The 18,957-nt window shown below is 68.3% G+C and carries 14 protein-coding genes and 1 pseudogene; 11 read left to right on the top strand and 4 right to left on the bottom strand.

Features of this window, described 5'->3' with window-relative positions; all coding sequences use genetic code 11:
• Window positions 1-472 precede the first annotated feature (472 nt).
• The 6 genes and pseudogenes from PHLH3_RS17480 (at window position 473) to PHLH3_RS17455 (ending at window position 7,016) form a co-directional block, all read left to right on the top strand.
• Window positions 473-1,396: a LysR family transcriptional regulator gene (locus tag PHLH3_RS17480; protein WP_213625132.1), complete on the top strand. Its 924-nt coding sequence runs from the start codon at window positions 473-475 to the stop codon at window positions 1,394-1,396.
• Entirely contained in the window at window positions 1,393-2,283 is an 891-nt protein-coding gene (locus PHLH3_RS17475) for a LysR family transcriptional regulator (protein WP_213625131.1), read from the top strand. Before PHLH3_RS17480 ends, PHLH3_RS17475 begins: the two co-directional genes overlap by 4 nt.
• Before the next feature lie 338 nt (window positions 2,284-2,621).
• Window positions 2,622-3,251, top strand: a complete 630-nt coding sequence (locus PHLH3_RS17470) for a glutathione S-transferase (protein WP_173180301.1) — start codon at window positions 2,622-2,624, stop codon at window positions 3,249-3,251.
• A gap of 49 nt (window positions 3,252-3,300) precedes the next feature.
• Window positions 3,301-5,360: pseudogene (locus PHLH3_RS17465) on the top strand (pyridoxamine 5'-phosphate oxidase family protein).
• A 14-nt stretch (window positions 5,361-5,374) separates the two neighbouring features.
• Entirely contained in the window at window positions 5,375-5,575 is a 201-nt protein-coding gene (locus tag PHLH3_RS17460) for a hypothetical protein (protein ID WP_213625130.1), read from the top strand.
• Window positions 5,576-5,798: 223 nt separating this feature from the next.
• The gene (locus PHLH3_RS17455; protein WP_213625129.1) at window positions 5,799-7,016 is read left to right on the top strand and encodes an MFS transporter; all 1,218 of its coding nucleotides are present in this window, start codon (window positions 5,799-5,801) and stop codon (window positions 7,014-7,016) included.
• Between the two features lie 7 nt (window positions 7,017-7,023).
• Here the strand turns inward: PHLH3_RS17455 and PHLH3_RS17450 are convergent, their stop codons facing one another.
• Window positions 7,024-7,485 (bottom strand): isoprenylcysteine carboxylmethyltransferase family protein, encoded by a 462-nt coding sequence (locus PHLH3_RS17450; RefSeq protein ID WP_213625128.1) that lies wholly within the window; start codon window positions 7,483-7,485, stop codon window positions 7,024-7,026.
• Window positions 7,486-7,635: 150 nt separating this feature from the next.
• Between PHLH3_RS17450 and PHLH3_RS17445 the strand changes: the two genes are divergently transcribed.
• Complete coding sequence (locus PHLH3_RS17445; protein WP_173180306.1) at window positions 7,636-7,842, top strand: hypothetical protein; 207 nt, start codon at window positions 7,636-7,638, stop codon at window positions 7,840-7,842.
• A gap of 59 nt (window positions 7,843-7,901) precedes the next feature.
• Here PHLH3_RS17445 and PHLH3_RS17440 read toward each other — a convergent pair whose 3' ends face one another.
• Window positions 7,902-8,132, bottom strand: a complete 231-nt coding sequence (locus tag PHLH3_RS17440) for a hypothetical protein (RefSeq protein ID WP_213625127.1) — start codon at window positions 8,130-8,132, stop codon at window positions 7,902-7,904.
• Between the two features lie 303 nt (window positions 8,133-8,435).
• Here PHLH3_RS17440 and PHLH3_RS17435 point away from each other — a divergent pair, with 303 nt between their 5' ends.
• Window positions 8,436-9,758, top strand: a complete 1,323-nt coding sequence (locus tag PHLH3_RS17435; protein ID WP_213625126.1) for an OprD family porin — start codon at window positions 8,436-8,438, stop codon at window positions 9,756-9,758.
• A gap of 596 nt (window positions 9,759-10,354) precedes the next feature.
• On the opposite strand, the gene PHLH3_RS17430 is transcribed toward PHLH3_RS17435, so the two are convergent.
• Together PHLH3_RS17430 and PHLH3_RS17425 are read right to left on the bottom strand one after the other, a co-directional pair.
• Complete coding sequence (locus PHLH3_RS17430) at window positions 10,355-11,737, bottom strand: heavy metal sensor histidine kinase (protein ID WP_213625125.1); 1,383 nt, start codon at window positions 11,735-11,737, stop codon at window positions 10,355-10,357.
• The gene (locus tag PHLH3_RS17425; protein WP_213625124.1) at window positions 11,734-12,408 is read right to left on the bottom strand and encodes a heavy metal response regulator transcription factor; all 675 of its coding nucleotides are present in this window, start codon (window positions 12,406-12,408) and stop codon (window positions 11,734-11,736) included. The genes PHLH3_RS17430 and PHLH3_RS17425 overlap by 4 nt, the downstream gene beginning before the upstream one ends.
• Before the next feature lie 508 nt (window positions 12,409-12,916).
• Between PHLH3_RS17425 and PHLH3_RS17420 the strand changes: the two genes are divergently transcribed.
• From PHLH3_RS17420 to PHLH3_RS17410, 3 genes are all read left to right on the top strand, one after another.
• Window positions 12,917-14,125 (top strand): TolC family protein, encoded by a 1,209-nt coding sequence (locus PHLH3_RS17420; protein ID WP_244863077.1) that lies wholly within the window; start codon window positions 12,917-12,919, stop codon window positions 14,123-14,125.
• Between the two features lie 332 nt (window positions 14,126-14,457).
• Window positions 14,458-15,711, top strand: a complete 1,254-nt coding sequence (locus PHLH3_RS17415) for an efflux RND transporter periplasmic adaptor subunit (RefSeq protein ID WP_213630600.1) — start codon at window positions 14,458-14,460, stop codon at window positions 15,709-15,711.
• 21 nt (window positions 15,712-15,732) lie between these two features.
• Window positions 15,733-18,885 (top strand): CusA/CzcA family heavy metal efflux RND transporter, encoded by a 3,153-nt coding sequence (locus tag PHLH3_RS17410; RefSeq protein ID WP_213625122.1) that lies wholly within the window; start codon window positions 15,733-15,735, stop codon window positions 18,883-18,885.
• The last annotated feature ends 72 nt before the right edge of the window (window positions 18,886-18,957 follow it).

Here is an 18,957-nt window from a genome sequence, read left to right as displayed (position 1 = left end):
GCGCGGCATGGTAAAGCAGCGGCCGGGTGCATGCACGGCCGGCATAGGCACGGTGCCTGGCCACGCGAGGTTGGGCTTCGTCCCTCAGCCCAACCTACACCCCCCGTGGGAGCGGCTTCAGCCGCGAAGGACCCACCGCCGGCACCGGGCTGCGCATGGCCGGATGCTTCATCGCGAATGAATTCGCTCCCACAGACTCCAGCCACAGCTTCGCGAGCAGAGCTCGCTCCTACGGCTTGTGCCTCGGATTGGGATTCGTAGGGCACCGCCTGGCCGCGCTACACACCCCCTGTGGGAGCGGCTTCAGCCGCGAAAGACTCATCGCCGGCACAGGGCTGCGACTGGCCGGATGCCCAATCGCGAATGAATTCGCTCCCACAAGAAGGTGAGGTGCACCGTCTCTCGTCTTCGCCCCGGCCTGGGCGCTAAGCTGTCGGCCTCTCGGAAAGGGGCGCGATGCCAGGCGGTGAGGGTGGACAGGTTCCAGGAAATGAAGGTGCTGCTGGCGGTGACCGAGGCGGAGAGCTTCGCCGGTGGCGCGAAGCTGATGGGCCTCTCGCCGCCCAGCGTGACGCGCGCCATCGCTGCGCTGGAGGTACGCCTCGGCACCCTGCTGCTGGCGCGCAGCACGCGCAGCCTGCGCCTCACCGAGGCGGGGCGGCGCTATGTGGAGGACTGCCGGCGCATCCTGCTGGAATTGGAGGAGGCCGAGGAGCTGGCCGCCGGCAGCAACGTGCGCCCGCGTGGGCGGCTGACGGTGACGGCGCCGGTGATGTTCGGCGAGCTGTTCCTCATCCCGCTGATCGCCGAATACCTCGACCTGTACCCGGAGGTGGAAATCAACGCCCTGCTGGTCGACCGCGTGGTGAACATGGTCGAGGAGGGCGTGGACGTCGCAGTGCGCATCGGCTCGCTCCGCGAAGGCGAGCACCTGGCGCTGCAGGTCGGGCAGATACGCCCGGTGGTCTGCGCCGCGCCGTCACTGCTCGACCGCATCGGCAGGCCGAGCCGCCCCGAGGACCTGGAGAACGCCCAGGTGGTCATGTCGTCCGCCAGCGGGCTGCTCACCCACTGGCAGTTCATGGGGCCGGACGGCCCGTTCGGGTTCACGCCGACGCCACGCCTGCTGGTCAGCTCCAACCAGGCGGCGATCAAGGCCGCGCGCCTGGGCTGGGGCTTCACCCGCGTGCTGTCGTACCAGGTGGCCGAGGCCATTGCCAAGGGCGAACTGGAGACGGTGCTCGACGCCTTCGCCATGCCCGCGCTGCCGGTGTACATCATCCAGCAGGGGGGCCGGCGCGAGTCGGCCAAGGTGCGTACCTTCGTCGACCACTGCGCCACGCGCTTCCGCGCCGATGCCGCCTTGCGCGCGGCGGGGGCGCCGGTCGCGCGATGAGCCGCCACCGCGAGATGCAGGTCTTCCTGGCCGTGGCCCGCGCGGGCAGCCTGGCGGGGGGCGCGCGCCGCCTGCAACTGTCCCAGGCCACCGTGATGCGCACCCTCGCCGCCCTGGAGGCGCGGCTGGGCAGCGCCATGCTGCTGCGCGGCCCGCGCGGGGCCCGCCTGAGCCCGGAGGGCGAGCGCTTCGCCGAAAGCTGCGAGCGCATCCTCGGGCGGGTGGAGGAGGCGGAGCGCTCCGTCACCGGCCTGCACGCCGAGCCGGTTGGTGCACTGCACCTGGCGATGCCGCTGCTGATGGCGCACCAGGTGTTCACCCCCATCGCCCTCGACTACCTGAACGCCTTCCCCGGGATGACCCTGGACATCCGGGCCTGCGAGGGGCTGCCACGGTTGCTGGAGGAGGGGATCGACATCGCCCTGGTGACCGGCCCGCTGCCGGACTCCTCGGGGTTCGCCGTGCCGCTGGGGCGGGTCCGCCCCCTCGTCTGTGCGGCGCCCGGCTACCTGGCGCGCCACGGCCGGCCGGACCGCCCCGAGGCGCTGCCCGGGCTGCCGACCATAGTCGCCACCTCCACCGGCCATGCCGGCGAGTGGCGCTTCGCCGACGGCGCGGTGAACGTCACGCCACGGCTGCTCTGCAGCACCCCGCAGGCCGCCATCCGCGCCGCCGTCGCCGGGCTGGGGCTGACCCGTTGCCTGAGCCACGAGGTGTACCAGGAACTGCAGGCCGGCCAGCTGGAAACCGTGCTGGAGCCCTTCGCCGCCGCGCCGCTGCCGGTGCACCTGGTCTACCGCGAAGGCCGCCGCGCCGCCGCGCGGGTGCGCAGCTTCCTCGACTTCGCCGTGCCACGGCTGCGAGCCCATCCCGCGTTCGAGGGGTGAATCGGTCGCCCCATCGCGAATGAATTCGCTCCTACCGGACGGGGCGGTGCTGCGCGCCGCTTGGCGACTGAAGTCGCCCCTACAGAAAGCAGGCCGAGCCAGCGCGCGGGCATGAGCCCTGTGTAGGGTGGAGGTCGCTTTTTACCTCCACCGGGCGGAGCCGCGTGTGGCACACGCCCCCGCATCAAGATCCAATCAATTTCATAAACTGAAAGAGTGGATTGTCATCCGTGGTGATTCTGCTCATCGCTGCAAGGGCTCAACATGGCTCCATCGTCGCGAACGCCCAGCCGGGCGGTTCACGGTGAACCACCCCGAACCGATAAGGAGCCACCGTCATGTCTCGTCCCGCCATCAAGCTGTACCGCCACCCGCTGTCCGGCCATGCCCATCGCGTCGAACTCATGCTCTCGCTGCTGCAACTGCCCACCGAGCTGGTCTTCGTCGACCTGGCCAAGGGCGCGCACAAGCAGCCCGACTTCCTTGCCCTCAACGCCTTCGGCCAGGTGCCGGTGATCGATGACGCCGGCACCGTGGTCAACGACTCCAACGCCATCCTCGTCTACCTGGCCAAGCGCTACGGCGAGGGGCGCTGGCTGGCCGAGGAAGCCGTCGCCGCCGCGCGCATCCAGCGCTGGCTGTCGGTGGCCGCCGGGCAGGTCGCCTACGGTCCTGCCGCCGCGCGCCTGATCACCGTCTTCGGCGCCTCCTTCAATGCCGAGGAAGTGATCCACCGGGCCCATGTGCTGCTGGCGGTGATGGAAGGCGAGCTGGACGCCTCCCTCTTCCTTGCCGGCGACACGCCGACCATCGCCGACGTAGCCAACTACAGCTACATCGCCCATGCGCCGGAGGGCAACGTGTCGCTGGAGGCCTATCCCAACGTGCGTGCGTGGCTGGCCCGCATCGAGGCGCTGCCGGGCTTCGTGCCCATGCAGCGTACCGCCGCCGGCCTCAACGCCGCCTGAGCCACCCCGGGCTGCCGAGCCCCGGCAGCCCCTTTCCGGAGGGCAGACCATGGAACAGACTCCCAGCCAGCGCCCCTCGCCCTGGCATGCCGGTGAACGGCAACTGCAGGAAACGGTCGGCGTGGCCGAGCGGATGGAAGCCCACGGGCAGAAAGTCATCCGCGACCACATGCCCGACCAGCACCGTGCCTTCTTCCATCAACTGCCCTTCCTGATCGCCGGTGCGGTGGATGGCGACGGCCGCCCCTGGGCGACCCTGATCGAGGGCCCCGAAGGCTTCGTCACCTCGCCCGACCCCAGGCACCTGGTCTTCGACCTGGCCGCCCGCCCGCTGGACCCGCTGGACCCGGCCACCCCAGGCCTCGGTGCCGGCGCCGCCCTCGGCCTGCTCGGCATCGAACTGCACACGCGGCGTCGCAACCGCCTCAATGGCGCGATCGACCGGGCCTCGGCACAGCAGTTGGTAGTGCAGGTCGAGCACTCCTTCGGCAACTGCCCGCAGTACATCCAGCGACGGGAATGGAGCAGCTCCCCCGAGCCGCGCGGCACGGTCCGCGAGGACGCCGCCGAGCTGGACGAGCGCACCCGCGCGATGATCCGCGCCGCCGACACCTTTTTCGTCGCCAGCTACGTCGACCACGAGGGCGGCGGCCGCTCCGTGGACGTCTCCCACCGTGGCGGGCGCGCAGGCTTCGTGCGGGTGGAAGGCAACCGCCTGACCATCCCGACTACGCCGGCAACCTGCACTTCAACACCCTGGGCAACCTGCTGAGCAACCCGCGCGCCGGCCTGCTGTTCGTCGACTTCGAGCAGGGCAACGTGCTGCAGGTACAGGGCCGTGCCGAGGTGATCCTCGACAGCCCGCTGATCGCCGCCTTCGAAGGTGCCGAGCGCATCTGGACCCTCGATATCGAGCAGGTGGTGTTCCGCCCCAGCGCGGTGTCGCTGCGCTGGGACTTCGACGAATACGCGCCCACCAGCCTGCTCACCGGCACCTGGGCCGAGGCGGACGAGCGCCTGCGCGAGACCGAGCGGCGGCGCCAGTGGCAGCGCTGGCGCGTGCTGAGCCAGCAGCAGGAAAGCCGCGACATCCGCTCGCTGGTGCTGGCACCCGAGGAGGGTGGCGAGGTGAACTTCGCCCCCGGCCAGCACATTCCCCTGCGCTTGCTCACCGCCGATGGCGAAGCCCTGGTGCGCACCTACAGCGTCTCCAGCGCGCCGAGCGACGGTCAGCTGCGCATCAGTGTCAAGGCCCAGGGCAAGGGCTCGCGGCACCTGCACGAGCAGGTGCGGGTCGGCGATGTGCTGGAAGCCCGCCCTCCCCTGGGCGGCTTCACCCTGAAGACCGACAGCCAGCGCCCCGTCGTGCTGATCGGCGCGGGCGTGGGCATCACCCCGATGGTCTCCATGGCCCGCGAGCTGGTGGCGCTCAACCAACGGCAGCGGCAAGGCCGGCGCATCCATCTGTTCCAGGGCGCGCGGGCGCTGCGCGACCTGCCGTTCCAGGCCGAACTGCAGGCGCTGTCGAGCCGATCGGGTGGCCTGCTGCGCTGGGTGCGCGCCCTGAGCGCCCCGGAAGCCGAGGCACGGCTGGGGCATGACTTCGAACTGAACGGCCGCCTCGACCTGGCGCATATCCAGGCCAGCCTGCCGTTCGACGACTACGACTTCTACCTGTGCGGGCCGGCGGCCTTCACCCAGTCGATCTACGACGGCCTGCGCGGGCTGAACATCGCCGATTCGCGTATCCACGCCGAGGCCTTCGGCCCCTCGACGTTGCGGCGCCAGGTCGACGGGCAGGCGCCCGCGCGGGACCAGCCACCGGCGGCCACGAGCCCGGTGCCGGTGTACTTCACCCATTCGGCCAAGGAAGCGCGCTGGACACCGGAGAGCGGCAGCCTGCTGGAGCTGGCGGAAAGCCGCGGCCTGACCCCCGAGTTCAGCTGCCGGGGCGGCTCCTGCGGCACCTGCCGCACGCGCCGCATCAGCGGCGAGGTGCATTACCCCAACCCGCCGGCGGAAATGCCCGAGGCCGACATGGTGCTGATCTGCTGCGCCGTCCCGGCGGCGGGCGAAGAGGGCACCCAACCCCTGGTGCTTGACCTGTGAGGAGGCTCGCCATCATGACCATCCAGCAAAACCCCTGGGCCAGCGGCATCCCCCGCTGGAACGACACCCCCGACCGTGACGCCCAATCCCGCCTCGGCACGCCCGCGTGCGTGGAGACCGAGGCCGGCTTCCTGCTGTCGCAACTGCTGTTCCCGCTGGACCTGCCGAGGCGGGAGGCTGGCGCGCAATGCGGGGAAGGGGACTGGCGCTGCTGAGCCGAGCGGCCGGGCGGTGGGTTTCGCCGCGCTCTACGCCACCCTACGAAAGCGGCAGCCGGGTGGCGGCGCAGGATGTCTCTTTTGCGATGGTGGTTGGCCGGATTGCGTGAGACAGCCAGGGTGGCGCGGCATAGGATGGCGCCCGATCCTGAATTCCGGCAGCGTCGTGCCACGGTCGTCCAGCCCGAGGTGTGCGCTGCTCCTGCCTGGAAGTTCCACCATGTCCGTCAGCACCACCGCTTCTCCCCTGGCCGCGACTCCGGCGGCGAACCCGGCCAGCCCGCTGGTCATGCGCGTGATCGGTGCCTGTGCGCTGGCCCACCTGATCAACGACCTGATCCAGGCGGTGCTGCCGTCGATCTACCCGATGCTCAAGGCCAACTACGGCCTGAGCTTCACCCAGGTCGGCCTGATCACCCTGACCTTCCAGCTCACCGCCTCGCTGCTGCAGCCCTGGGTCGGCTACTACACCGACCGCCACCCCAAGCCCTGGCTGCTGCCGGCCGGCTCGCTGTGCACCCTGGTGGGCATCCTGCTGCTGGCCTTCGTCGGCTCCTTCCCGGCCATCCTCATGGCCTCGGCGCTGGTGGGCATCGGCTCGTCCACCTTCCACCCGGAAGCCTCGCGCATCGCCCGGCTGGCGTCGGGCGGGCGCTACGGCCTGGCGCAGTCCACCTTCCAGGTCGGCGGCAACGCCGGCAGTGCGTTCGGCCCGCTGCTCGCGGCGGCCATCGTCATCCCCTACGGGCAGGGCCACGTGGCCTGGTTCGGGCTGTTCGCCACCTTCGCCATCCTGGTGCTCTACGGCCTCAGCCGCTGGTACCGCAACCACCTGAACCTGTTCCGCCTCAAGCAGGGCGGCGCCGCGACCCACGGCCTGTCCAGGCGCCGGGTGACCTTCGCCCTGGTGATCCTGGCGCTGCTGGTGTTCTCCAAGTACTTCTACATGGCCAGCCTCACCAGCTACTTCACCTTCTACCTGATCGAGAAATTCGACCTGTCGGTGGCCACCTCGCAGGTCTACCTCTTCCTGTTCCTCGGCTCCGTCGCCGCCGGCACCTTCTTCGGTGGCCCCATCGGCGACCGCATCGGGCGCAAGAAGGTGATCTGGTTCTCCATCCTCGGCGTCGCGCCCTTCACCCTGGCGCTGCCCCACGTCGACCTGTTCTGGACCGGCGTGCTGAGCATGGTCATCGGCTTCATCCTCGCCTCGGCCTTCTCCGCCATCGTGGTCTTCGCCCAGGAGCTGGTGCCCGGCAACGTGGGCATGATCGCCGGCGTGTTCTTCGGCCTGATGTTCGGCTTCGGCGGTATCGGCGGGGCGCTGCTGGGGCACCTGGCGGACATCCACGGCATCGAGCACGTGTTCCTTCTCTGCTCCTTCCTGCCGCTGCTTGGCATTCTCACCATCCTCCTGCCTTCGACGAAAAAGGCCTGAGCCCCGCTCAGACCCAGCGCCGCACCCGCTCCCGGTAGCGGGTGTAGTCGGCGCCGAACAGCCCGGCCAGCGCCCGTTCCTCGGGGACGATCTGGAAACGGTCGAGGTACAGCACGAACCCCGCCACCGCGAGCAGGGCCAGCGGTGCGCCCAGCAGTGCCGCCCAGGCGACGAGCAGGGTGGCTAAACCCAGGTACATGGGGTTGCGCGTGTGGCGGTAGATGCCGGCCTGCACCAGCGACGAGGCCTGCTCCGGCACCAGTGGGTTGACCGTGGTATGGGCCCGCCGGAAGGACGCCACCCCGGCCAGGCACACGCCCGCGCCCAGCGCCGCCAACGCCAGCGCGGCCCCGAGCCTCCAGGCCCAGGCAATCTCCACCGGGGGCAGCAGGTACGCCAGCAGGGCCATGAGCAGGGCGCAGACCAGGGTGGCCAGCACGGGGGGAATGCGTTTTTCCAGACGGTCCATCATCGTTCCTCGGGGTGTGTTCGGGCCTGAGGATGAAGGCTGTAGCGACTCCAGGGTCAAGCGTCATCGACCCGGTGTTCCATCACCGCCGACTTGCGCTGCGGGCTCCAGGGGCTAGGCTCGACCGTTCTGATTTCAGCAACGGAACGCATGATGGAACACTCAGGGGCAACGGTTTTCACCAAGGGCGAGTTCAGCGTGGTGCAGTGGGTCGCGGTGCGGCAGGACGGCTCCACCGAGGTTCGCGGCTATCGATTGAGGGGCCCCGGCGCCCCGCAGACCCTGCTGCCCACGGCGGTGATCGCCAGTGCGATGGTCCAGGAGCTGTCGAAGCGCCGGCCCGGTTCGCGCTTCTGAGCAGGGCCGCCACGCCACGAAAAAGTGCCCCGAGGGGCGCTTTTTTGTGGGCAGAGGGATCAGCCGCCGTTGCGTTTCTTCTCGTCGGCGCTTGCCGGCGGCTCGCTGCGCTTGGCCGGTTGCTGGCCGGCGTCCGCCACCTCGGGGTTCTTCTTGCCCCAGAGGCGTTGCTGGTCCTCGCGGACCTTCTGGTTGAACTGGTAGGAGCGGTCGTACCCGTCGCCCTTGGCGAAGGCGGGCGCGCTGCCGAATGCCAGCAGGGCGATGAGTGCGTAGTGGGTCTTCTTCATGGGCAGGCCTCTTTGGGTTCGCATGTCTGTTGAGGGAGCGTTGCGATGCGAAGTGGGCCTGATGCTACGGAGGTGAAACTAACAGGGGCATGAGCCGCGAATTACATTGCTGCAATCTTCGCGGCACCCGGCGCAGGCCCCGGTCTTGAAGGGCTGCGCGGGGCTCGGCCTTTCAGAATTGTAATGTTCCGATCATCCTGGCGTTAGCTCCCGGCGGTGACGATATGGCGCGGTCGCATTCATTCGAACAATTCCAGGCGCCCGCCCAGATCAATAAGAACTGCCATTGGCCAGGAGCAATAGATGAACAGAAAAGCCAAGCTGTCGCTTGCCGTCGTTTCCGCCGTTCTCGGGGTCAGCCCGCTCGCTCATGCCGAGGAGCAGAAGGAAGGCTTCATCGAGGGCAGCAGCCTCAGCGTCCTCAACCGCAACTTCTACTTCAACCGCGACAACCGCAACGGCGAGGATGGCGCCGGCGGTGCGGGCTACTCCGAAACCTGGGCCCACGCGGTGATCGGCAGGTTCGAGTCCGGTTTCACCCGGGGCACCGTCGGTTTCGGCGTGGACGCCTTCGCCATGCTCGGCCTGAAGCTGGACACCGGTGGCGGCCGCAACGGAGCGCGCAGCTCCTTCGACGTGCTGCCCGTGGACAGCGCCGGTGACGCGCGGGACGAGTACACCAAGGTGGGCGGGGCGGCCAAGGTCCAGGCCTTCGACACCGTGGTCAGGGTGGGTGACGTCTTCCCCGTCACGCCGGTGGTGCAGTACGGCGATTCGCGCCTGCTGCCGGAATCCTTCCGTGGCTTCACCCTCGCCAACACCAGCATCGACGGCCTGACCCTGCAGGGCGGCCGGCTGCATTCGATGAGCCAGCCGGTCTCCAGCAACATGCGCGACAACTTCGCCACCTTCTACGCCGGTAGCGTGGATTCGCCCTGGGTCGGCTACTTCGGCGGCGACTACGTGCTCAACGACCACGTCAGCCTCAGCGCCTACAGCGCCCGCCTCAAGGATGTCTGGGACCAGTACTACGTCGGCACCTCGCTGAGCTACCCGCTCAGCGACGAGCTCGCGCTGATCGGCGGCTTGAACCTCTACAAGGCGGTGGACGAGGGCAGCAAGCAGCTCGGCGAGTTCGACAACACCATCTGGAGCGGCAAGGTCGGCGTGCGTTTCGGTGCCCACACCGTCGCGCTGACCCACCAGCGCAACAACGGCAACGACGACTTCGACTACCTGCGCCAGTCGGACTCCATCTACCTCGACAACTCCATCCAGTACTCGGACTTCAACTCCCCGAAGGAGCGTTCGTGGATGGTGCGCTACGACCTCGACATGGCCGCCTACGGCATCCCCGGGCTGTCGTTCATGACCCGCTACGGCAAGGGCACCGACGCCGATTATTCCAACGCCAACGCGGTGTACATGCGCCGCGACGCCAACGGTGACCCGCTCACTGACCAGAAGCGCTGGGAGCGTGATATCGAGGCGAAGTACGTGGTGCAGAGCGGCTCGCTCAAGGACATGTCCTTCCGCATCCGCCAGGCCAACACCCGCGCCACCCAGTTCGAGTCGGACCTGGACGAGTTCCGCCTCATCGTCGAATACCCGCTCAGCGTGCTGTAGCGGTCTTGGCGAAGATGACGGATTTGTAATTCGCCGACCACGGTCCCGTCATTTTCGCTTTCGCATACTTCCACTCAATTCACCTTTGAAGCAGTGATGCTCCTTTGGAAGAGGTGAATCCTTGGGCGCCCCGATGGGCGCCTTTTTTATGCACGGGACTTTTGTTGGCGCGGCGCCGCAGGTTGGCGCCGAGCGCAGCGAGGCCCAACGCAGCGATGTCCGGCCTCGCTCCGAATGTTACTTGTGGGAGCGGCACCAGCCGCGAAAGACCCACCGCCGGCACATGGCTACCAGTGGCCGGGTATTCCATCGCGAATGAATTCGCTCCCACAGATGCCACCAGCCACAGCTTCGCGAGCAGAGCTCGCTCCTACGGTGCCGTGCTGGATTGCGGGCACGGAGATGGGCCGGGTGTAGGGTGGAGGTCGCTCTTTACCTCCACCATGCGGGGTTGCGGTGTGGCACCGGGCAGCATGGGTTTCGCTCCGCTCGCGGAACGCCGTCCGACCCATCCTACAAACCTTGTGCCGCAGGTTGGTGCCGAGCGCAGAGGCCCAACGGCGGAGTGTTGGGCCGGGCCTCGAGCGCCCATCGATTCAGGCGGGAAACACCAAGCGGAACAATGTGAAGCTGCCGGGCAGGCTGCTGGCTTCGACGCTGCCGTGGTGCAGGCTCATGATCGAGCGCACGATGGCCAGGCCGAGGCCGGTGCCGCCTTCCGCGCGGGAGCGGCCGGTGTCCACCCGGTAGAAGCGTTCGAAGAGGTGCGGCAGGTGCTGGGCGGGGATGCCGATGCCGGGGTTGCCCACCGCCAGCGAGACCTTGTCCGGGTGCCGCTCGATGACCACCGAGACCTGGCTGCCCGCCGGGCTGTGGCGGATGGCGTTTGACAGCAGGTTGGATATCGCGCGCTGGATCATCAGCCGATCGCCGGCTGTGGTGCCGCTGCCGGCCACGACGATCTCGACGCGCCGCTCTTCCGCCGTGTGGGCGAACAGGTCGGCCACGCGCCGCGCCTCGTCCTCCAGGTGGATGGTCTCGAAGGGCACCAGCGCGGCAGGGTGGCTGACGTTGGCCAGGAACAGCATGTCGGTGACGATGCGCGTGACCCGGGTGAGCTCCTCGGTACAGCACTCCAGCACCTCCTTGTATTCCTCCGGCGGCCGCTCCCGCGAGAGGGTCACCTGGGCCCGGGCCATCAGGTTGGTGATGGGCGAGCGCAGCTCGTGGGCGAGGTCGTCGGAGAACTGCGAGAGCTGCTGCACGCCGCCGTCGAGGCGGTGCAGCATGAAGTTGATGCCCTGGGCGAGGTCAGCCAGCTCCTGGGGCAGCCGCTCGACGGGGATGCGGTGGGTAAGGTCCTGGGTCGAGACCAGCGAGGCGACCTTGCGGAACTGCTGCAGCGGCCGCAGCCCGCGCTGGACGATCCACCAGGCGCCCATGCCGATCACCAGCAGCAGCAAGGGCAGGGCATAGAGTGTCGAGCGCAGGTAGGCGGTGAGCAGCACCGCGTCGGCGGTGCGGTCCATGGTCAGCTGGACGATGGCCGGCGTGCCGTCTTCCAGGCGCAGCCGGGTGGCTGCGGTCAGGGTGTCGTGGCCGAAGTCGTCGCGGCTCTCGTGGTAGCTGATGCGCTCCGGCATCGCGTCCAGCGGGCCGATGGGCCGGGCGCGGCTGCTGATATCCAGCAGCAGGCGGCCGTTGCTACCGGCCTGGTAGATGGCCAGTTGCAGGTTGTCGTGGCCGAGCACCAGGTCGAGCAGGCCGTGGGGCTTGCCGAGCAGGTCGGTGGGGGTGATGGCGTCTTCGTCGAGGCGATGCTCGATCTGCTGGAGCTTGTCCCGCAGGCCCTCGCGGGCGAGGGACGACAGTTCGTGGAGCAGCGCGAAATAGGCCAGCGCCGCCAGCAGGATCACCAGCGCGGCTCCCATGATCGCCACCGAGATGCCCAGGCGCAGCGACAGGCTGGCGGGCTTCATGGGCGCTCCTCGAGCACATAGCCGACGCCGCGCAGGGTGTGGATCAGCTTGTTGTCGAAGGGGTCGTCGATCTTCGCCCGCAGGCGGCGGATCGACACCTCCACCACATTGGTGTCGCAGTCGAAGTTCATGTCCCAGACCAGCGAGATGATCTGTGTGCGCGACAGCACCTCGCCCGAGCGGCGCATCAGCAGGTGCAAAAGGGCGAACTCCTTGGTGGTCAGGTCGATGCGCTGATCGCCACGGAAGGCGCGGTGCCGGCCGGGGTCCAGCTCCAGGTCGGAAACCCTGAGGGTGTCCGGGATCGGCACCTGCTCCGCCCTGCGCAGTAGCGAGCGGACCCGGGCCAGCAGCTCGGGGAACTCGAATGGCTTGACCAGGTAGTCGTCGGCGCCCAGGTCGAGGCCCCGGACCTTGTCCGCCAGGCGGCCCCGGGCAGTGAGCATCATGACGCGGGTGCTGCTGGTGCGGCGGATGTTTTCCAGCACGCCCCAGCCGTCGATTTCGGGCAGGTTCACATCCAGTATCACCAGGTCGTAGGCATGTTGCCGGACCAGGTGCAGGCCATCGATACCGGTGGCGGCCTTATCCGTTACATAGCCACTTTCACTGAGTCCCTGATGAAGATATTCGGCTGTTTTCGGCTCGTCCTCGATAATCAGGATTCGCATGGTCAAGTTACCTGGAAGTTAGGCATTGAATAGTTTCAAGCACGTGGCTTGTATGAAGTCCGATGCCTGGCGATGCGCCGGCTCGATTAATTTTTCGCGGAGGTTAAAGCCTGTAGCGGCTACAGGGTCAATGCCCGCCTGGTGCGGCCGGCATGGGTGCGACAAGCTGTCGCGGTGCCGAGGGAGTTGCGCTGGATCTTCAGGCTGCGATGCTCGGAAAGTTTCAACTTCATTTGTTACGAACCTTGTCGAGTTCAAGGTTACTTATTGGGGCCGGCGGCATGTTAATTCAGGTATACCGCTAAGCGTGCGTTGATTACATATTTGTAATTCTGCAGTCACCTTGACGATAAGGGTGGCCCACTAGATTTCCCGCTCATTGCCGGTCCGGACTTCATTTCCTGGTGAATGAGGCTGGCGTCATTTCATGTCGTACTAGCGGGAGCGACTCGTGTCATTCATCGATCAACCACTGGCCGGACTCCGGCGATCCGCAACGGTTCTCGTCATCACACTGGGCCTTTCCCTGGGGGAGGCGCTGGCCTCGCCCCCTGCGCTGACCCTGGCCGAGGCATTGGAGCGGGCGCGGGCGAACAACCCTGCGCTGGCAGCCGCCGGGTGGTCGGTCGACATCGCCCGGGGCGAGCGCGAGCAGGCGTCGCTGCTGCCCAACCCGGAACTCTCATGGGAGATGGAAGACACGCGCAGTGACACTCGCACCACCACCGTGCAGATCAGCCAGCCCATCGAGCTAGGCGGCAAGCGCGGCGCCCGGACCGCGCTGGCCGAGCGGGGCATCGACGCCGCCGGTGTCGAAGTCGAGCGCGCGCGCAACGAACTCCGCGCCGAGGTCATCCAGGCCTTCTATGGCGCCTTGCAGGCGGATATGCGGGTTTCTCTGGCCGAGCAATCGCAGGCCCTGGCCAAGCGTGGCGTGGTCATCGCCGAGGGGCGGGTGCGGGCTGGCAAGGTGTCGCCCATCGAACTGACCCGCGCCCAGGTGCAACTCGCCGAAGTCGGCCTCGAACTGCGCCGTGCCACCCAGGAGCGCGCCAGCGCCCAGGTGCAACTGCAGGTGGCCCTTGGCGGCGATGCGAGCGCAGCCTTGAAGCCAGTGGGGGACGCCGCCGAGCTCCCGCGCATGCCGGACGCCTCCGGCCTGATGGGCGCGCTGCCGGGCAGCGCCGAACTGCGTCTGGCGCAGCGGTTGATCGATCAGCAGGACGCCGCCTTCAGCCTGGAGAAGCGCCGGCGCATACCCGACCTGAACATCAGCCTGGGCAGCCAGTACAGCGCGGAGGATCGCGAGCGGGTGAACGTGGTGGGGCTGTCGATGCCCATCCCGCTGTTCGACCGCAATCAGGGCAATGTACTGGCGGCCGCGCGCCGGGCCGACCAGGCGCGTGACCAGCGCAACGCCGCCGAACTGCGCCTGCGTGGCGCGGTGCAGCAGGCGCTGGGCCAGTGGCAGGCCGCCAGCGCCGAGGTCGAGGCCTTCCAGAGCGCCCTCCTGCCCGCGGCCAGCCGCGCGGTGGACAGCACTGCGCGCGGCTTCGAGATGGGCAAGTTCGCCTTCCTCGATGTGCTCGACGCGCAACGCACGCTGATCCAGGCACGCAGCGGCTACGTGCAGGCACTGGCGTCGGCGACCGCAGCCTGGGTGAGCCTGGAACGAATCTACGGGGATGTCTCGCGCATCGACCGCCCGGGCACCTGATCGCCCACGCCCCCAACCAATCCCTTGCCCGTACCGCTGAGCGCGGGCACCAGCCCTTCATTTCGGGAGTATCCATGAGCAGGAAATTGGCCCTGGCGATCGCCTTCGCCACAGGTATCGGTGTGTCTGCCGGCGCAGTCGTCTTCATGCCCGGCAGCGAGGCCGAGGAGCCCGGCAACGCGCCTGTCGGCCACGCAGGAGAAAGGCATGGCGAGGAGGGGCGCGCGGAGTCGAGGCCCTCCCTGCGCGGCCCCAATGGCGGCCAGCTGTTCAGCCTGGACGACCTCGACGTCGAACTGGTGGCGCCGGAAAGCGCGGACGGCAGCGTGCCGATGTCCCTCTACCTGTCCCGAGCCGGACGGCCCATCGCTGCCGACTCGCGAATCCAGGCCAGCCTGGAGGTGCGGCGGGTGTCGGGGGAGGTAGACACCCTGATGTTCACCCCGCGTGACGGCGCCTTCGTCAGCTCTTCGGGCATCGCCGAGCCGCATCACTTCGCCGCTACGTTGCAGGTCCGCCACGACGGCCGCACGACCCGTGTCGACTATGCCAGGGAGGAGGGGGTGCTGGAGCTGGGCGATGAGCAGGTCGCGGCCGCCGGCATCCGCCTGGCCACGGCGCAGGCGCGGAGCCTGGAAAACCGGGTCAAGCTGCCGGGCGAGATCCGCTTCGACGAGGACCGCACCGCTCACGTGGTGCCGCGCATCTCGGGGGTGGTTGAGCGCGTGGCGGTGAGCCTCGGCGAGCGTGTGAAGAAGGGCCAGTTGCTGGCGGTGATAGCCAGTTCGCAGGTCTCCGAGCAGCGCAGCGAACTGGCGGCGGCCGAGCGTCGCGAAGAGCTTGCCCGCACTACCCTCCAGCGCGAGCGGCAATTGTGGAAGGAGGGCATCTCCGCCGAGCAGGATTTCCTCCAGGCGCGCCAGGCGCTGCAGGAGGCGGAGATCGCCCTGGGCAACGCGCGGCAGAAGCTGGAGGCGCTGGGCGGGGCGGGACGCCAGGCGCGGGGCAATCGCTATGAGCTGCGCGCACATTTCGACGGCACGGTGGTGGAGAAGCACCTGGTGCCCGGCGAGGTGGTGAGCGAGGCGAGCAACGCCTTCACCCTGTCGGACCTCACCCAGGTGTGGGCCACCTTCAGCCTGTCCGCTGGCGACCTGAAGGACGCGCGGGTGGGACGCGCGGTGAAGGTCATCTCGCCGGAGCTCGGCAGCGAGGTGCTCGGCCAGGTCTCCTACATCGGCAACCTGCTGGGCGAGCAGACCCGCACCGCCACGGCGCGCGCCGTGTTGAAGAACCCCGAGGGCGCCTGGCGACCGGGGCTGTTCGTCACCGTGGAGCTGGCCACCGAGTCGCGCCAGGCGGCCGTCACCGTCCCGCAGCAGGCGGTGCAGAGCGTCGAGGACAAACCCACCGTGTTCGTGCGGGTCGACGAAGGCTTCGTCCCGCAACCCGTGACCCTCGGCGCCAGCAGCGACGGCGTCGTCGAGGTGACGCAGGGCCTGGCCGCCGGTATCGCGGTGGCCGCCGAGGGCAGCTTCATCCTCAAGTCCGAGCTCGGCAAGGGCTCCGCCGACCACGCCCACTGACCACCACGACGAGACCACGACATGTTCGAACGCATCATCCAGTTCGCCATCGAGCAGCGCATCATCGTGCTGCTGATGGTCCTGGCGATGGCCGGCCTCGGCGTCGCCAGCTACCAGAAACTACCCATAGACGCGGTGCCCGACATCACCAACGTGCAGGTGCAGATCAACACTGGCGCCGCCGGTTTCTCGCCGCTGGAGACCGAGCAGCGCATCACCTTTCCCATCGAGACGGCCATGGCCGGCCTGCCGCACCTGAAGCAGACCCGTTCGCTGTCCCGTTCGGGCTTTTCCCAGGTCACCGTGATCTTCGCGGACGGCACCGACCTGTACTTCGCCCGGCAACTGGTCAACGAGCGCCTGCAGGTGGCGCGTGAGCAGTTGCCCGAGGGCGCCGAAGCGGTTATGGGGCCGATCTCCACCGGCCTCGGCGAGATCTTCCTGTGGACGGTGGAGGCCGAGGCCGGCGCGCTGAAGGAAGACGGCACGGCCTACACGCCGACGGACCTGCGGGTGATCCAGGACTGGATCATCAAGCCGCAGCTGCGCAACGTGCCCGGCGTGGCGGAGATCAATACCATCGGCGGCTACGCCAAGGAGTTCCAGGTGGCGCCCGACCCCAAGCGCCTGGCCGCCTATGGGCTGACCCTGGTGGACCTGATCACCGCCATGGAGCGCAACAACGCCAACGTCGGCGCCGGCTTCATCGAGCGCAACGGCGAGCAGTTGCTGGTGCGTGCGCCGGGGCAGGTGGGCGATGCCCGCGACATCGCCAACATCGTCATCGCCAACGTCGACGGCACGCCCATCCGCATCAGCCATGTCGCCGAGGTGGGCATCGGGCGCGAGCTGCGCACCGGCGCGGCCACCGAGAACGGCCGCGAGGTGGTGCTGGGCACCGTGTTCATGCTCATCGGCGAGAACAGCCGCGGCGTGGCCCGCGCAGTGGCGGCGCGCCTGGAGGAGATCAACCGCTCCCTCCCCGAGGGCGTGGTCGCGGTGCCGGTGTACGACCGCACCCAGCTGGTGGACAAGGCCATCGCCACGGTGAAGAAGAACCTCATCGAGGGCGCCATCCTGGTGGTGACCATCCTCTTCCTGTTCCTCGGCAACATCCGCGCGGCGCTGATCACCGCGATGGTGATCCCGCTGTCGATGCTGTTCACCTTCACCGGCATGTTCACCAACAAGGTCAGTGCCAACCTCATGAGCCTGGGCGCGCTGGACTTCGGCATCATCGTCGACGGCGCCGTGGTGATCGTCGAGAACGCCATCCGCCGCCTGGCCCATGCCCAGCAGCACCATGGGCGCATGCTCACCCGCTCCGAACGCCTGCACGAGGTGTTCGCCGCGTCCAGGGAGGCGCGTCGGGCGCTGATCTTCGGGCAACTGATCATCATGGTCGTGTACCTGCCGATCTTCGCCCTCACCGGGGTGGAGGGGAAAATGTTCCACCCCATGGCTTTTACCGTGGTCACCGCCCTGCTGGGGGCGATGATTCTCTCGGTGACCTTCGTGCCGGCGGCCATCGCGCTGTTCGTCACCGGCAAGGTCAGGGAGGAGGAGAACCTCGTCATGCGCCTGGCGCGCCGGGGTTACGAGCCGGTGCTGGGCTGGGTCATGGGTCATCGCGCGCTGGTGTTCGGCTGCGCCCTGGTGCTGGTGCTGATGTCCGGCCTGTTGGCTGCTCGCATGGGCAGCGAGTTCGTGCCCAGCCTCAGCGAGGGCGACTTTGCCCTGCAGGCGCTGCGGGTGCCGGGCACCAGCCTGACGCAGTCGGTGGACATGCAGGCGCGCCTGGAGAAGGCGCTGGTCGAGCAGATGCCGGAGGTCGAGCGGGTATTCGCCCGCACCGGCACGGCTGAGATCGCCTCCGACCCGATGCCGCCGAACATCTCCGACGCCTACGTGATGCTCAAGCCGAAGGAGCAATGGCCCTACCCGGGCAAGAGCCGCGAGGCGCTCATCGCCGACCTGCAGCGCATCAGCGCGGCCGTGCCGGGCAGTGCCTACGAGCTGTCGCAGCCCATCCAGCTGCGCTTCAACGAGCTGATCTCCGGGGTGCGCAGCGACGTGGCGGTGAAGGTGTTCGGCGACGACATGGCGGTGCTCAACCGCACCGCCGGCGAGATAGCCGAGGCCCTGGAAGGCGTCGACGGCGCCTCCGAGGTCAAGGTGGAGCAGACCTCGGGCCTGCCGGTGCTGACCATCGACATCGACCGTGACAAGGCCGCGCGCTACGGCCTCAACGTTGGCGATGTGCAGGACACCATCGCCGTGGCGGTGGGCGGCCAGCGGGCGGGGACAGTGTTCGAGGGCGACCGCCGCTTCGACATGGTGGTGCGCCTTTCCGATTCGTTGCGAACCGATATCGACGGGCTCTCGCGCCTGCTCATACCCGTGCCGCCACTGCCGGGCGGCGCCTCGGAGCGCATCGCCTTCATCACCCTGGCCGACGTCGCCCGCCTCGAACTGGTGCTCGGCCCCAACCAGGTCAGCCGCGAGAACGGCAAGCGCCTGGTGGTGGTCAGCGCCAACGTGCGAGGGCGCGATATCGGCTCCTTCGTGGCGGAGGCCACCGAGCGCCTGGCTCGGGACGTGAAGGTGCCCGCCGGCTACTGGACCACCTGGGGCGGCCAGTTCGAGCAGCTGCAGTCGGCGGCCAGGCGCTTGCAGATCGTGGTGCCGGTGGCGCTGCTGCTGGTCTTCGCCCTGCTGTTCATGATGTTCAACAACCTGCGTGACGGGCTGCTGGTGTTCACCGGGATTCCCTTCGCGCTCACTGGCGGCGTGCTGGCGCTGTGGCTGCGCGACATCCCGCTGTCGATCTCGGCGGGGGTCGGTTTCATCGCCCTGTCCGGCGTGGCGGTGCTCAACGGGCTGGTGATGATCGCCTTCATCCGCAGCCTGCGCGAGGAAGGCCGCTCGCTGCACGACGCCGTGATCGAAGGGGCGCTGACGCGCCTGCGCCCGGTACTGATGACCGCGCTGGTGGCTTCCCTCGGCTTCGTGCCCATGGCCCTGGCCACCGGAACCGGTGCCGAGGTGCAGCGCCCGCTGGCGACGGTGGTGATCGGCGGCATCCTCTCGTCCACCGCGCTGACCCTGCTGGTGCTGCCGGCGCTGTACCGCTGGGTGCATCGTCGCGTGGAAGACGCCGGCCCCACGGCATGACCGTCCACCCACCATTCACGGCCCGGAGCGGCCCCGCTGGTGGAGGTGAAAAACGACCTCCACCCTACGCCT

The organism is Pseudomonas sp. Pc102, from assembly GCF_018408275.1.
Lineage (GTDB): Bacteria > Pseudomonadota > Gammaproteobacteria > Pseudomonadales > Pseudomonadaceae > Metapseudomonas > Metapseudomonas tohonis.
This window is presented reverse-complemented; position numbering and strand designations above follow the sequence as displayed.

Excerpts from the sequence above, each read along its gene's own strand:
- PHLH3_RS17475 (WP_213625131.1), top strand. The coding sequence starts at position 1,393 with ATGAGCCGCCACCGCGAGATGCAGGTCTTCCTGGCCGTGGCCCGCGCG.
- PHLH3_RS17455 (WP_213625129.1), top strand. The coding sequence starts at position 5,799 with ATGTCCGTCAGCACCACCGCTTCTCCCCTGGCCGCGACTCCGGCGGCG.
- PHLH3_RS17440 (WP_213625127.1), bottom strand. The coding sequence starts at position 8,132 with ATGAAGAAGACCCACTACGCACTCATCGCCCTGCTGGCATTCGGCAGC.
- PHLH3_RS17430 (WP_213625125.1), bottom strand. The coding sequence starts at position 11,737 with ATGAAGCCCGCCAGCCTGTCGCTGCGCCTGGGCATCTCGGTGGCGATC.
- PHLH3_RS17425 (WP_213625124.1), bottom strand. The coding sequence starts at position 12,408 with ATGCGAATCCTGATTATCGAGGACGAGCCGAAAACAGCCGAATATCTT.
- PHLH3_RS17445 (WP_173180306.1), top strand. The coding sequence starts at position 7,636 with ATGATGGAACACTCAGGGGCAACGGTTTTCACCAAGGGCGAGTTCAGC.
- PHLH3_RS17470 (WP_173180301.1), top strand. The coding sequence starts at position 2,622 with ATGTCTCGTCCCGCCATCAAGCTGTACCGCCACCCGCTGTCCGGCCAT.
- PHLH3_RS17410 (WP_213625122.1), top strand. The coding sequence starts at position 15,733 with ATGTTCGAACGCATCATCCAGTTCGCCATCGAGCAGCGCATCATCGTG.
- PHLH3_RS17435 (WP_213625126.1), top strand. The coding sequence starts at position 8,436 with ATGAACAGAAAAGCCAAGCTGTCGCTTGCCGTCGTTTCCGCCGTTCTC.
- PHLH3_RS17460 (WP_213625130.1), top strand. The coding sequence starts at position 5,375 with ATGACCATCCAGCAAAACCCCTGGGCCAGCGGCATCCCCCGCTGGAAC.
- PHLH3_RS17450 (WP_213625128.1), bottom strand. The coding sequence starts at position 7,485 with ATGGACCGTCTGGAAAAACGCATTCCCCCCGTGCTGGCCACCCTGGTC.
- PHLH3_RS17415 (WP_213630600.1), top strand. The coding sequence starts at position 14,458 with ATGTCCCTCTACCTGTCCCGAGCCGGACGGCCCATCGCTGCCGACTCG.